The 14,806-nt window shown below is 67.1% G+C and carries 1 protein-coding gene; it reads right to left on the bottom strand.

Annotated features, from left to right (window positions below):
• Positions 1-391: 391 nt before the first annotated feature.
• Entirely contained in the window at positions 392-14,569 is a 14,178-nt protein-coding gene (locus DMC61_RS41285; RefSeq protein ID WP_233595113.1) for a hypothetical protein, read from the bottom strand.
• Positions 14,570-14,806 lie beyond the last annotated feature (237 nt).

The following is a 14,806-nucleotide window of genomic DNA, read 5'->3' on the forward strand; positions in this document are numbered from 1 at the left end:
CGCATCGCCACCGAACTCAACGAACGCCCCCGCCAAACCCTCAACTGGCACACACCCACCGAAGCCCTCGAAGCACTACTGTTCAACCAACAAACAATGCGTGTTGCAACCACCACGTGAATCCGCCCCTCCTTGAGGGACCCAGGGTCCCTCAAGGAGGCCTTCACGGACTTGACACGCGTGAGCGGAAAGTGCCCTTCGCCGCGGGTCTTGCGGTGGTCGTGGGTGACGGAGGCCCGGAGGTGTCGCGAAAGCCACTTTCGGGACACCAGATGTCCCGAAAGTGGCTTTCGCGGCACCCGAGGTTGGTGTGCGAGCGAGCGACGGCACACGCCGCCTATGCCTTGCCCCTCAACAGAACCGAGACGCCACTCACGACCCCGCGAGCCGGTCAGGGGGCCTGATTCTCGTCGTCGGTCGCGGTGTACATGATCTCGATCACCACATCGTGCGACTGGCCGCCGGTGCGAGCGCGCGACTCGCCGACCCGGAGAAGGTGCTCCGCGACGATCGAAATCTCCGTGTCGGGGCCGAACCGTTCTTGCCGGCGACTTCTCCTTGCATCCTCTTCGCGGCTGAACCATTCGACCGCGCGTGCTTTCAGCGCCTCGGCGCGCGTCTTGGCCCGCGCCGAGGCGTGCGACGTGCCGGTGGCAGGGGAGTCGAAAAGGCCGGTGATGAAGACGTGCGGGTAGTCGAATCCGGCGTTCGCCGCGACCTGGAGCGAGCGCACGTAGATGTGGCGGAAGAGGTTTTCCAGATGCTGGTTGCCGTCGCGGAGGACATTCGACCCCGTCGGGAAGCTGACCTCGACCTTCCAGGGAAGCGCTATCGGCTCCGCGCCGGGGACTGGTGGCCTGGCGTAGGCGGCACCGGATGGAGCGACATGGGCGTCGAGGACGGACGGGTCCGGTGCGGCCGACGTCGCGGGCGCGACCGCCGGTGAGGCCAGGTAGGCCGTGGCGGCCTCGGCGGCCATGGCGGAACGCTCCTCCGCCATGGCCGCTCGCGCGGCGTTTTGCGCCGCGGTCAACGGCTGCCACGGAGCAGGCGGCGCGGCGAGGCCCGAGTACTGGACCGCATCCGTGTGGCCGAACTCGTGTCGCCACTCAACGGGTGCCCTCGCGTGGACGCCGACGAGTTCACCGTCGCGGAACAGGCCCCACCGTAGAGAGAAAAAGGTCCGGCCCTCGTGTAGAAGCTGGTCGATCGGTGCGAGGACCGAGCCGCCCAGGGTCTCGGAGAGGATGGCGGCGAGCGACAACTCGGGCCGGACCGGTTGGCTGGGACGCTGCCCCGGCTGTGCACCGGCACGGTCGGACAACAGCAGCACCCTGTGCGAGCCGGGCGCCATATCGCGTACCCATGTCGCGAAGTCGCGATAAGAAACCCGGTTGCCGTCCCTCAGAAGCACTTCACCGTGGAGATTCGGCTGGGCCCAGATCGCCAGTACACCGTGGAACGGACGCAGCGTCTCCCAGCCTGTCCCCAGGACATCTGTCCGCGGCGGGAAGATCATCGCCCCGCCGGGCGACTCCATGGCCAACGCCGGGCCTTCCGGAACGAGGAATCCGAGCTCGGTCATGCGTCCTGGGTCGAGCGGGGGAGAAAAACGGAGTGGCCCGAGCCTCGACGAGTCCACTCCGGGAGGGGCCTGATAGGTGAACGTGGGTACCCGCGCCGGAGCCTGGGGAAAGGCCGGTACCTCGACGAAAGCGCTGCGACGACGTTCCGTCAAGGTGCCGCCGACGCTTTTGGGAGACTGGGCACGGCCGCCCGAAGTGGCCACGATCGCCCGTGCCAGCTGCCCGGGATCGGTGCTGGCAGTGCCGGACTCCCGGTTTTCGTGCTCCCGCCTCAGGCCGGTCAGGATCCGCCAGCGCACCGATTCCGCACGTTCCAGACCCGTGGCGGTGGCCTGCGCGATATTCAGGGCGTTGCCGTATCCGGTGATCTCGATTCTGGGAAGGGGAGCTCCGGCCCGCTGGGCGTTCACGAGGGGGGAATAGAGAGCTGCTCCCAGATCGTAGAGTCGTTGCAGGACGGTGTAATCGATAGCCCGGCCCAGGGTCGATCGGGTGCCTTGAGGAAATCTGATGGTCTGGCTTGTGGGGTTGAGGATGATGGCGTCGGGGTGGGGGGTGTCGTCGGGGTGGAGGGGGCGTGCGCCGTGGTGTTCGGTGATTTCGGTGTGGGGGCTGGTGGTGGTGTGGATGGTGCCTTGGTAGCCGAGTTCTTGTGCGGTGGTGCGGATTTGTTCGGTGTGGGTGGGGCTGGGGAGGCAGGTGACGAGGAGGATGTCGTGGTGTTTCCAGGTGGCGCCGAGGCGGGTGAGGGTGGTGTCGAGGGTGTGGAAGAAGGTGGCTGGGTCGGTGGGGTGGGGGGTGGTGTAGCCGGTGTGGTCGTGGTGGGCGAAGACGAGCCGGGCGCCGGGGTGGCCGAGTTGGGTGGCGAGGTCGTGGCGGGCCGCGGCGTTGTGGAGGGTGGGGGCTTCGTTCTCGGGGAGGAAGCCGACTCCGGTGATGGTGCCGTCGGCGTCGATGATGCGCTGGTAAAGGGTGCTGGGTGCGGGTGCGTGGTCCGCGGACGAGGCGCCCGCTACTTCTTCCGGTATCTCCCGGAGGTTGAACAGTTCGATGACGACTTCATGGGTCGGGTCGCCGTCGTAGGTGCGTGAGCCGAGACGGATGAAGGACTCCAGAAAAGATCTGCTCTCCTCCGGGGATCCCGCGTCGAATGTCGATTCACGGCGCGCGGTTCGCTCTTCGAGTTCCTTGGCCATCCACTGCACTGCCAGGTCTTTGACGGTCTGCGCGCGATTCTTGCGGAGCTGTTTCGACTCTGACGTGTTTTCTTCGAGACCGGTGATGATCACCTGAGGGAAGGCTTCCGCCTCGTCGTAGGCTTCTTGGGCGTGAAGGTATACCTGACGAAAGAGTCGTTCGAGTTCGTTGCGGTAGCGAAGTTCGATTCTGTGCGAATCCGGTGAAAACTTGATCCTGGTTCGTTCGGGTAGCTTCACCGGCTTGGAAGCGCTGGGCAGCGGCGGCGGTGGGTTGATGTAGGCCTCGGCGGCCGCGGCGGCGGTCGCTTCTCGTTCCGCGACCAACCCGTTCACGTCTTGCGCGGTCTCAGGATGCCGCGGGTATTCCAAGCGGGTGGCGGCGACCGCGTCAGCAACCGAAATGCCCGCGCGTCGCCAAGTTTCGTGACGTTCGTAAACGCCGAGCAGGGTGCCGTCCTGGAAAAGGCCCCAGTTGGTGGCGTAGTGTTCTTCATCCCCGTACGTCCAGATCGTGCCGGTGAGTGGGGTGAGGACGCGGCCGTGGGTGGCCGCGGACAGAATTCCGGCGAGCGAAGACGCGGGTACGCCGGGCTGGTTCCCGGCGCGTCCCGGCTGTTCGCCGCCGTGATCGGCCAGCAGCAGGAGCCGCTGGGAGTCCGGTGCGCCGTTCAGCATCTCGTGGACCCAGGTCGCGAAGTCGTGGTAGGACAGGCGGATTCCATCCCGGAGAAACACCTCGCCGGAACGGTGATCCACGTCGAGCCACAGCGAGATCACTCCCGGATATTTTCGAATCTCGCTCCACCCCGATGCCATCCCGAACAGGACGGAGGGGAAGATCATCGCCCCGGACGGGCTCTCCATGGCCAGGGCGGGACCCGGGGGCACGAGGAATTCCCGGGGCAGCCTGATCGGATTGTCCGGACTGCCGAACCGAAGGGGCTCCAGCCCGGAGAGGTCCACACCGGAGGGATTCCGGTACGTGAACGTGGGAACCCGTCCGGCGGGCAGCGGCAGCGCCGGGATCCGCACGAACACACCGCGGCGGCGTTCCTCGAGATCGCGGCCGCTGCTGAACGGGGATCCCGCTCGGCCGTGAGTGATCGCCAACATCGCCTGGGGCACCAGGTCGAAGTCGGGAATCCTGTCGGCGGCGGGCCGGTTCTGGTGGGCGACGTTCAGGCCGAACAGCAGCGCGGCGACCACCGAATCCGCGCGGGCGACACTCGTGGCCATGGCCCGCCCCGGACGCCGGGAGTTGCCGTAGCCGTGGACCTCGATCTCGGGAAGCTCGCCCCTGGACTCGTAGGCGTTGAGCAGGCCGTCGTAGAGGGATTCTCCCAGCTGGATGACCCGCTGGGCCGGATGATCGGCGTTGAACCAGTCTCCCGCCATCAGGTCACGGGCCCCTTTGGCGAAAGTGACCGTCTGGCTTGTGGGGTTGAGGATGATGGCGTCGGGGTGGGGGGTGTCGCCGGGGTGGAGGGGGCGTGCGCCGTGGTGTTCGGTGATTTCGGTGTGGGGGCTGGTGGTGGTGTGGACGGTGCCTTGATAGCCGTGTGTTCGTGCGGCGGCGCGGAACTGTTCGGTGTGGGTGGGGTCGGGGAGGCAGGTGACGAGGAGGATGTCGTGGTGTTTCCAGGCGGCACCCAGCCCGGAGAGGGCGTCGAAGAGGCCGGCACCGTCGGTGGGGTGGGGGATGGTGTAGCCGGTGTGGTCGTGGTGGGCGAAGACGAGCCGGGCGCCGGGGTGGCCGAGTTGGGTGGCGAGGTCGTGGCGGGCCGCGGCGGCGCGAAGGATGGGGGCTTCGTTCTCGGGGAGGAAGCCGACTCCGGTGATGGTGCCGTCGGCGTCGACGATGTGCTGGTAGCGGGTGCCAGGGGTGGCCCGCAATGTTCGGATGGGGCCGGGGAAACCGGCGCCGACAGTGGTCGCACCTGAGCCGAGCGGTGTCGTCGCGGGGCGGGTGAGCGCACTGTGTGCGTGGGCGGTGAGCAGGTACTGAGGGCCGGTGACCTTGTGGAGCCGCATCTGGCGGACCAGCTGGGTGAGCCGCTCCGGGCTGCGGGAATCGCGCAGGGACGGCGTGTCGGCGAGGATCTGTTCGACGCGAAGCCGCAGGAGGTGGTGATACGCGGGGCGATCGGCCGGCAGGGATTCGAGCCGGTCACCGTGGAGGTCGGCCTCGGCCACCGTCTCGGTGATCACGCGGAGCAGATCCGGCTCCGGCCCGGTGACCCCGTCCCGGCGCAGTCGCGCGGCCAGCTGCTCGACGGTGTCGGTCTTGTGGGTCCAGGCGGTGGCGTAGGCGAGATGCCCGATGATCTCGCGGTTCCCGGCATCGGCCGAGTCGAGAACGCGGCCCAGGATCGCCCCGGCCGGTCGTGGAACGAGCAGCGCGCGGGCGGCCTCGATGTCCATGGCGGGGAGACCCAGGCGGCTTTCCACCATGGGGTGCAGGCCGCGGAGTCCCTCATGGACGCTGTATCCCCGCAGACGGTCCACCACGGCGGGAGTGTCGAGCCCGGGTTCGGTGACCAGCAGCGCGTCGATCAGGGAATGGATACGCGGATGGTCGCTCGGCTTGGCCGCCGAGAGGACCCTCCGCTGGTCGTGCACGGCGGAGTCGACCGCCAGTTCGGCGTTGCGCACGAGGTCTTCGCCGCCGAGGAGGCCCGCCTGCTCGGCGCGATGCGCCAAACCGGCGGCGGTGTCCCGCGGGTGGTCGACGGCCAGTCGCCACAGCAGAAGAGTGGCCGGGCCCGGTTCGTCCGGGTCGAACACCCCCGGCCGCCGGTCTCCTCGATACGTCGGATGCCACGCGGAACCTTCGGCTTCGGCCCGCGCCAGCGCCTCGGTGATCGCCGTGTTCAGTTCCGGGTGCCGGATGCCTTCGGTGGTCAGCTGGAGGCGTACCGCGGCGGGAGTGAGGCTTCCGTGCGCGTCGACCACCTTCCTGGCCAGGATTCCGGCGATCTCCCGTCCGGACACGAGTCCACCGGACAGGTTCGCGACCTGTGCGAACGTTGGCTGCCGGTACCCCGCCGGTCGGCTGGGAAACTGGGCTTCGACCCAGGCGTTCAGGTGGGAGGCGGGAGCAGGATCGAGCTCGAACTGCGCCTGCACCATGGCCTGTATTTCCAAGGGGAGCCTGGCCAAGTGTGACGTCGCGGGCCAGGCGACCTGGCCCACCAGGTAGTCCCGCAACGTCCGATTCGCTCCCGGCTGCCAGGAAACGACGTCGAATGGCGGAGTGTCGGCGGATGGCAAGGCGGGAACGGCTGTGTCATGCGAAACCGCTGACGACTCCGCTTCATCCCCCTCGACGAACCCGAAGCGGATGGCGCGAGAGGAGCCGTCACCCCTGGAACCTGTGCCCGACGCTTTCGTAGGCAGGAGCGAGGCATCGGCGTCCGGATCGATCTCGACGATCTGGTCCGTGATCACGCGAAGGTCGCCGGTGTAGCCGTTGTCGCGCGCGAGTTCTCGGAATTGGTCGGCTTCGGCCTGGCTGACTTCGCACGAGGCCAGCAGGAGGTTCTCCTGGCGCCAAGGCAGGACCCCATCCTGGACGAGCGCGTCGAAAATCCTGAACATGATCGTTGCGCTCGCTCGGCGTAAGCGATCCTCCTCGCGCGAGATCAAGAACCGGTCCCGGACATGGTGGGTGAAGATCACCCGGGAGCCCGGATGGCCCAGCTGAGCGGCCAGATCCCGGCCCTGCATGGTTTGCGCGAGGGTTTCGGCCTGCTCCTTGTGCCAGAAGGCGACCGCGCGGACGACCCCGCCACTGTCGATGTAGCGGTGGTAGACCGAGCCGTCTATCTCGCCTCGGACCGCCGACACCGTGGCGGGCTCGGGGCCGAGGATGAGAGTGCTGACGGGGTGTTTGCCGTTGTCGGCGAGACGGATGCCGCCTGTGGGGGTGAAGGCGACGGGCTTGTCCGGATGCGCGACGGTGAGATTCAGGTGCTGCCAGCCGGTTCGCTGGCGGATGAGCCGGGTGAGGTTCGTTCCCGATTCGGGGGTGACACGGCAGGAGAACAGCGCGATCGTGCCGATCGAGCCCCCGGCCGCGATCGAGGCGGGCAGGTTGGCGAGAACCTCGGCGAACTGGGCGGGGTCGTGCCGCAGGTCGGTGTCGGGGAGAAAACCGGGGAGGACGAAGGCGCCACCCCGGCGGTGTTCCCGGGGGACGACGACGCGCAGGGTACCGGCTTCCGGTTGAGGGAAAGCGTTGAAGATGTTCTGGGCGAAGACGTCGCGGACGAAGGCGACACCGCCGGGGAAGGGCATCGCTCTCACCGGCCTCCCGGCAGGTGAGGGGACAGGGATCGAAAAGCCGCCGGGTAGCGGGACGTCGGAGCGGATGGCGAGCACGGTCTGCGTGTGGTCGCGCAGAACGTCCTCCGGCGTGGCGATGTCCCGTTCTCGCAGCGCCTTGACGAGGCCGGTCATCCCGTCGGGATTCTCGGGATCCCGGAGTTCCGGATCGGACAGCAGGATTTCGCCGATCCGCTGATGAAGAGCATTGCTCACGACGGGGAGCGCCGGTGCCGGGGCATGGCGCCGCGCCGCTTCGGCCGCCGCCTGAACGACCACTTCGGTCAGCACCACGGGATCCCCGACGATCCCCTCCTCGACGAGCCGGGCGACGACTTCCTCGGTAGTGGCTTCCCTGTTCACCATGAAGGCGGCGTACGCCAGATTTTCGATCAGGGGGCGATCGGTGTCCGGTGACCGGCCGGCGAACGGCCGTTCCGGCTCTGGACGCAGTATGGTCCTGCTGCTGCGGACGATCTCCTGATAGATCTCGGGCGTCCGCTTGGCTGTCCGGGCCAGATCGGACTTACGGGCGGCCAGCAGCGCGCGAAGCTTCGACATGTCGCCGGTGATGTTGTACGAGGGCAACCGTGCCATGACGGAGTCGATCGTGGCGCCGGGTTCGGTGATGAACAACGCGCCGATCACGGTTTGGAGCGCGAGGCGGTCGCTGGACACGTCGACGTCCAAGAAAGGGTGCCGGCGCTGATGCCGGACGGCGATGTCGATGACGCTTCCAGCGCGCTCAACCAGGTCCGGGTGTCCGGTGAGTCCCGCTTCTTCGGCGCGGCGCGCGATCTGAGCCGCCGTTTCCCGGGGATGATCGATCGAAACAAGCCACAGCACAGCCGTCACCTCATCGACATCGTCGAAGCGCGTGGTCTCCGCGCGAGGTGCGCCGCGGCCCGACGTTGCAGCGCCTTCATCAGCGTGCAGGGTGATGGGACCGAAGGGGGCATCGGGCTGGGTCGTGGGGTCGGCGAGCAGGCTCTCCAAGGGGATTCTCAGGAGCACGAGCGCCTGAGCTTTCAGCGCTTCCTGTGGCCCGGTGATATGCCGCTCGGTGAAGGTGGAACGGAGCAACTCCGCCTGCTCGGGACTGAAGCCGTGATTCGGGTCCTCATCGATCCGAGGGCGTTTGGCGCCGGTTTCGGAGTCCGTCGGCTGTCCGCGTTTGCCGCCGCCGAGGGTGAGCGTGCCGGGGGGCAGTCCGGTCGGTTGATCGATGGTGGCGACGATATCTCCGGCGCGGGTGATGGAGATGAAGCGGCCAGGGCGGGCGGAGGTGAGTTCGATGTCGAGAGCCGAGCGGGCGATGGCGGCGAGCTGGTCAGCGTGGCCGTCGGCGAGATTGCAGGCGAAGAGCTCGATTTCCCGGTAATTGTGCCAGCCCACCAGCCGCGAGGGCAGGTGTTTGAGGGTTTCGACCAGCTGCGCGGCCTGGTGAGGGACGGGCCGGGCGCCCTCACCGGGTAGCGGGAAGTAGCCGTTCTGGTGGTGGACGACCAGGGTGAACACGCCCGGTTCGGGGTGCGGAAAGGCGTTGAGAACGTTGGTGGCGAAGGCGTCGCTGACGAAAGCGGCCCCACCGCCCTCGGGTAACGGGATCACCCTGACCGGTCCCAAGGGGGAAAAGGTCGCGATGCTCGGGGAGGGTGACGGCCCGGCCGGGACGGCCGAGTGCGGGCTGGGTTGGGTCACCATCCGGGCGGACAATCCCTCGGCCTGGGTGGTGGTGATCGACCAGCCGGACATTTTCGCGATCCAGTCCGCCGGGTAGCTCGCGGCCCGGTCGGTGGCCCAGTCGCGGACCAGGTTCCGGGTGGTGGTGGAGGTCGGCAGTCCTCTGCTGTCGCGGGACAGGTCCAATTCGGGCAGGAAGGTCGCCTGGAAATGTTCCAGCATCGCCCAGAGCGAGGGCTGGGTCCGGTTTGTCTCCGGGTCGAATCCGACGACGAATTCCCGGATGTCCGCGGGAACGACGAACTCTGGCCTGCTCGCGCTCGACTCGGTCTTGCGCCGCTTCGTCGGACGGAGTTCCAGCTGGGAAACGTCTCCTTGAGCTGTGGTGGCCGCTGGTTCAGCATGAGCGCGGGCACCGACCCGCCACCGGCTCACAGTCGAAGGCTTGACGAGGCCACCGGAGTGTTCGGCTGCTTCTGTGAGGTTTAGCCGCCGGTCGCCGGCGCCGGTGGCGAGGACCCAGTTTTTGACCAGGGCGTGGCCTCGGGGTGGAAGTTCGTTGTTGCTGTTGGGGGTGAGGTCTGTTGTGGTGGCGTGGTTGTTGTCTAGGAGGAATTGTTTGAGTGTTTCGGTGGTGCCGGGGGTGCGTCGCCAGGCGCTGGTGGTGGTGAGGGTGTCGGTGTCGGGGAGTGCTGTTCCGTCTGCTGCCAGAAGCGCTTGCTTCCGCCACTGATTCACCGAGCGTGGTGAGGCGAGGCCGCCGGACTGTTCGGCGGTATCGGGAGCGCTCAGTCTCTCGGCGCTGGTGGCGATCGCCCAGTTTTTGACCAGGGCTTGGCCTCGGGGTGGAAGTTTGCCGGTTTTGTCGGGGGTGAGGTCTGTTGTGGTGGCGTGGTTGTTGTCGAGGAGGAATTGTTTGAGTGTTTCGGTGGTGCCGGGGGTGCGTCGCCAGGCGCCGGTGGTGGTGAGGGTGTCGGTGTCGGGGAGTGCTGTTCCGCCCGCTGCCAGAAGCGCTTGCTTCCGCCACTGCTTCACCGAGCTTGGTGAGACGAGGCCGCCGGACTGTTCGGCGGTATCGGGAGCGCTCAGTCTCTCGGCGCCGGTGGCGATCGCCCAGTTCTTGACCAGGGCGGAACCCCAAGGGGAAAGGTCGCCTTTCTTGTTGGGGGTGAGGTCTGTTGTGGTGGCGTGGTTGTTGTCTAGGAGGAATTGTTTGAATGTTTCGGTGGTGCCGGGGGTGCGTCGCCAGGCGCCGGTGGTGGTGAGGGTGTCCGCGTCAGGCAGTACTACCCCGCCCGCTTCCCGCAGTGCTTGCCGGCGCCACCGGCGCACCGAGTTTGAGGAGACGAGGCCTCCGGACTGTTCGGCTGTGTCGGCGCTGCTCAGGTTTTCGGCGCCGATGGCGATCGCCCAGTTTTTGACCAGGGCCAGACTTCGGGGTGGAAGTTTGCCGGTTTTGTCGGGGCTGAGGTCTGTTGTGGTGGCGTGGTTGTTGTCGAGGAGGAATTGTTTGAATGTCTCGTTGGTGCCGGGGGTGCGTCGCCAGGCGCTGGTGGTGGTGAGGGTGGTTTGGGTGGGGGTGTCGGGTGGTGCGAGGTGGAGGGTGTTGTCCAGGCCGGGGTCGGTGGTGGTGATGATGCCGTCGGGGGTGATGTAGAGGGGGGTTTCGGTGTGGGGGATGGTGAGTTGGAGGCCGAGGTTGGTGTGGATGAGGTCCGCGAGGTCGCGGCTGTGGGTGGGTGTGAGGTCGCAGGCGAGGAGGGCGATTGTTGTGTGGTCGCCCCAGTTCGCGAGTGCCGGTGGGAGCTGGTGGAGGGTGCGGACGAGTTGATCGGGCCGGTGGGGGATGGCGTGTGGGTGTGCGGGAAGTGCGAAGACGCCGTGTCGGTGTTGGGTGATGAGCCGGAAGACGCCGGGTTCGGGGTGAGGGAAGGCGTTGGTGATGTTGGTGGCGTAGGCGGCAGGTATGAAGGCGATGCCGCCGTTGCCGGGCAGGGGGATGGCGGTGACGGTGAGGCCGTCGTGGGTGGGGAGGGGAATGGTGTGGGTGCCGGGTAGTGGCTGGTGGGTGGGGAGGGTGTAGACGGTGTGGGCGATGTCGCGGAGGGTGTCCTGGGTGCCGGTGATGTTGTTGCGGCGCATGTGCCGGACGAGGCGGGTGATGGCCCGGGCGGGCTCGAGGGCGAACAGTTTGTCGTGGTTTTTCAGCACCAGCGATCCGGTGCGGCGCAGGATGGCGGTGTGATCGCCGGGTCGGTGGGTGGAGAGTGTGGTGTGGCGGTCACCGTTGGCGTCGGCCTCGGCCAGGATCCGGGCGATCAGCGGTGTCAGGCCGCCGTTGGTGTCACGGATGCCTTCCTGGGTCAAAAGGGTGACCAGTTGTTGGATGGTGGCGGTTTTGTGTTCCCACGCAGCGGCGTAGGCGGGTGAGCCGATCCAGCTGTGATCGGCTTCGTTGGCTACGTCGAGGAACCGGCCCTGGTATGTGCCGGTCGGTCGCAGGGTGGGGAGCCCGAGCTGCCGGGCGGCCTCGGCGAGCGCGGGATCGTCCTGCAACGCCTGTCTACGCTCGCTCACCAATACTTGTAAGACTTTGTCGTCTCCGTGCCCGTTCACCTCATGCAGTAAGTCGATCACCTTGTTTCGTGTGGGCGAAGGAGCGTTCGCGAGGATTCGGTCGATCAGGGCGATGATCCTGTCGCGGTGCTCCGGTTTGGTGATCGTCAGGTAGACGTGGCGGCGGCCGTCGTTCGTGGCTGCTTCCATCGCGGCTCGCGTCTCCTGAACCAGCTGGTTGTGGCCGGTGGTGAAACCGGCCGCTGCCGCGTCATAGGCGATCGCGGTCGGGCTGTTCGTGTGGTCGGCGATGACTTGCCGGTACAGCCAGGCGGTGAGGTCGTCGGTGTGGCTGTCTTTTCCGGAATTGCGGAGTCCCCGGTAGGTGGGCAGCCACAGCTCGCCACTGGTCTTGAGGTTGGTTCGTTCCGTGGTGAGATGCTCGCTCATCTCTGTGAACGCGAGCTTGCTTTGCCTGTTGGGGTTCGGCCACTTGGTGACCAGGTAGCGGATATTGAGGTCGCCGAAGTCGAGCAGGAGTTGCTTGGCCGTCGAGGCGAGTGCCTCCTCGGCCGGTGAGATGTCCGGGCCGTAGTCGGTGAGGTCTTCTTCCACTCCGATGGCCCGCGCCGCGGAAGGGAGGTCGTCGAGGTCGAGCGGGGCGAGGGAATAGTCCTGGGTGAGTTCTTCGGCGGGGGTCTCGAGGATGGTTTGGGCGATGGTTTCGAGGTCGTGCTGGGGGCCGGTGATGTGCCGGGTCCGCATGTGTGTGACCAGGGCTGGGCCGGTGGAGGTGTAGAGGGCGGGGGTGACGTTGACGATCGCGGCGGTCCGGGCGTGGATGGCGGCGTGCTGCCCCTGATCGGTGGCGTCGAGGAGGGGCAGCCGGTCACCCTGGCGGGTGGCTTCGCCGATGACCGTGGTGACGATCTCGCGAAGAACGCCGGGGTCTCCGGCGATGCCTTCATCCAGTAGCAGGCGGGTCAGCTCGTCGGCCGTGGCGCTCTTGTGTTCCCACGCCGCCGCGTAAGCCAGTTTCTCGATCCAACCACGATCCGCCGCCTTGGCCACGTCCAGGAACCGGCCCAGAAACGCGCCGCTCGGCCGCAAAGCGGGGAGCCCGAGCCGCCGCGCTGCCTCAGCCAGCGCGGGATCGTCCTTCAACGCCTGTTCCCGCTCGGTTATCAGCGCGCGTAGCAGGTTGCTGCTTCCGTGCACGTTCACGTCGTTCAGTGAGGTGAGTGTCTGGGTTTGAGTGCGGCGGTCGGTATTCGCGAGAATCCGGTCGAGCAGCGCGATGATCCTGACGCGGTGTTCAGGTTTACCGAGCGTCAGAGAGGGGTGGCGGCGGCCGTCGATTGCTGCCGCTTCCGTCGCCGCGTTCACTGCGTTCGCGAGTTTCGTTTCGCCGACGGCGAAGCCTGCTTCCGCCGCGGTCTTGGCTATCGCGGCGGGATTGCTCGTCTGGTCGGCGACGGCTTTTCGGTAAATCCATGCGGTGAAATCATTCAACTTGTCTTTGCTGAAATTTTCAAAATTGCTCTTTCCGCGATAAAGTGGACTCCATAGTGTTCCGGAATTGGCCTGTTTTTCCCTTTCCTGCTTGAGGTGCAGGTTGAATTGTTTGTCGAATAGTTTCTGCGGGAAGGTTTCGCGGGGAATCGAGTAGGAGAGCCACCGCGCGGAGATGTTGCCGTACTGGTGGAGGAGCCTCGCTGAGACCTCGGCGAGCCTCGCCGAGGTCTCAGGGGCTTTGGGGTCGGCCACCATCGTGTCACTCCGGCGGCGTTTCGGTGCGAGGTGGAGGGTGTGGGGGATGCCGGGGTCGGTGAGGCTGAGGCCGCCGGTGGGTGCGACGAAAAGAGGGGTCTGGCGATAAGGGGCGTGGAGCTCGACGCCGAAGGTGGCGTGGATCGCGGGGGTGAGGCGGTCGAGCAGGGTGGGGGTGAGGTCGCAGGCGAGGAGGTCGATTTTCGTGTAGTTGCTCCAAGCGGCGAGCTGGGTGGGGAGGTCTTGAAGGGCTGCGATGAGCCTTTCGGGCCGGTGTGCCGGGTCCAGGGTGTGGTGTCCGGGTAGCGCGAAGGTGTTGTCGCGGTGTTGGACGACGACGCGGAAAACGCCGGGTTCCGGGTGCGGGAAGGCGTTGGTGATGTTCGTGGTGTAGCCGTCGGGGACGAAGGCCACGCCACCGTTGCCCGGTAGCGGGATGGCTCGCACGGGCTCGATCGGGAAAGAAGCGGGGACGTCGTGCGGTCGTGCCGTGGTGATCGCTGAGGGCTCGGGCATGGACGCTGACGGCGCGGGGTCCGTGAGGGCCGGGGCGTGGAGGGTGTCCGGCATGGCGGGGGGCCGTGTGGTGGCGGGTGCGGTCTCGGCGAGGAAGGACCGGGTGCTGTCCGGCAGCAGCGTGTCGGCGGCGCGCGCGGTGGCGGCGAGGTGTCCGCCGGTGGTGTCGGGTCGCGCGGCGGGCAGCGCCGGTGAAAGGCCTGCGGTGGTGCTGAGCGGGGCGGCGGTGCGATCGGCCTGAACACGTGATGAAGTCGTGTCCGGGCTTGTGGATCTGGCCGGGTTCGACGTGTCCGGCCGGGTCTCCGAGACGACCGCGGTGTCCGGGGTGAGGAGCCGGTGACCGGGAGGCGCACCGGCCACCACACTCGTGATGCCGTCGGGTGAACCGTGGCCAACCTCCGGCGCGAGGGTGTCCGGGGTGGCGGTTCCCCTGTTCCCCCGTTCCGGTGTCGCGCCGGCGGCAGGGGCTGTCTGACTGGCCGCGTCACTCAGCGGCGAGAGGGTCGCGGGTGCGGCACCGTTCACCGCGGCGGTGATGTGGAGGGTGCCGAGGGCGTGGGGGCTGGTGGTGTAGGCGGGGGATTTGTCTTGACGGAGTTCTGGTTGTCCGGCGGCCGGGGTGTACGGGGGTGGTGCTACGTGTGTTTGGGGGGTGTCGAGGGTGTTTTTGGTGTGGTCGGTGACAGGTTTCTCGGTCGCCTCCGTTTTTTCGGTGCCAGAGGGTTTCTCCGCGTCGTTGGGCTTCTCGACTTGGGGGATGGTGAGGTCGGGGATTTCGGGTGGGTGGATGGTGTCGAGGTTGCCGTTGGTGGATCCGCTGGTGCGGCTGCCGCCGTAACGGGAGAGTGCGCCGAGGGCGCCGAGGGCGGGGTTGCCGGTGGGGGCGCCTAGGGCGAGGTTGATCAGGGGTGCGGTGGCGATGACGGTGATCATCTGGCCGGTGGCGTAGGCCGCGTCGCCGAGGGCGGCGAGGGGTTTGTTGATGGTGGTGATGACCTGGCCGACGGTGACGTTGTCGGCGAGGAGGTCGTCGGGATGGCGGGTGGTGAGGCGGTCGCGGAGGTCGAAGGCGGTTTTGCGGATGCTTCCGGCGGCGGAGTGGAAGATTCCGGCGAAGGCGCCGCCGAGTGCGCCTCCGACGAGGGAGGAGGTGAGGGATTTGGTGTCCCA

The sequence above is a fragment of the Amycolatopsis sp. WAC 04169 genome (genome assembly GCF_003947535.1).
Classification (GTDB): Bacteria; Actinomycetota; Actinomycetes; order Mycobacteriales; family Pseudonocardiaceae; genus Amycolatopsis; species Amycolatopsis keratiniphila.

What these genes read in the sequence shown, in the direction of transcription:
- DMC61_RS41285 (WP_233595113.1), bottom strand. Translation starts at nt 14,569, where the DNA reads ATGATCACCGTCATCGCCACCGCACCCCTGATCAACCTCGCCCTAGGC.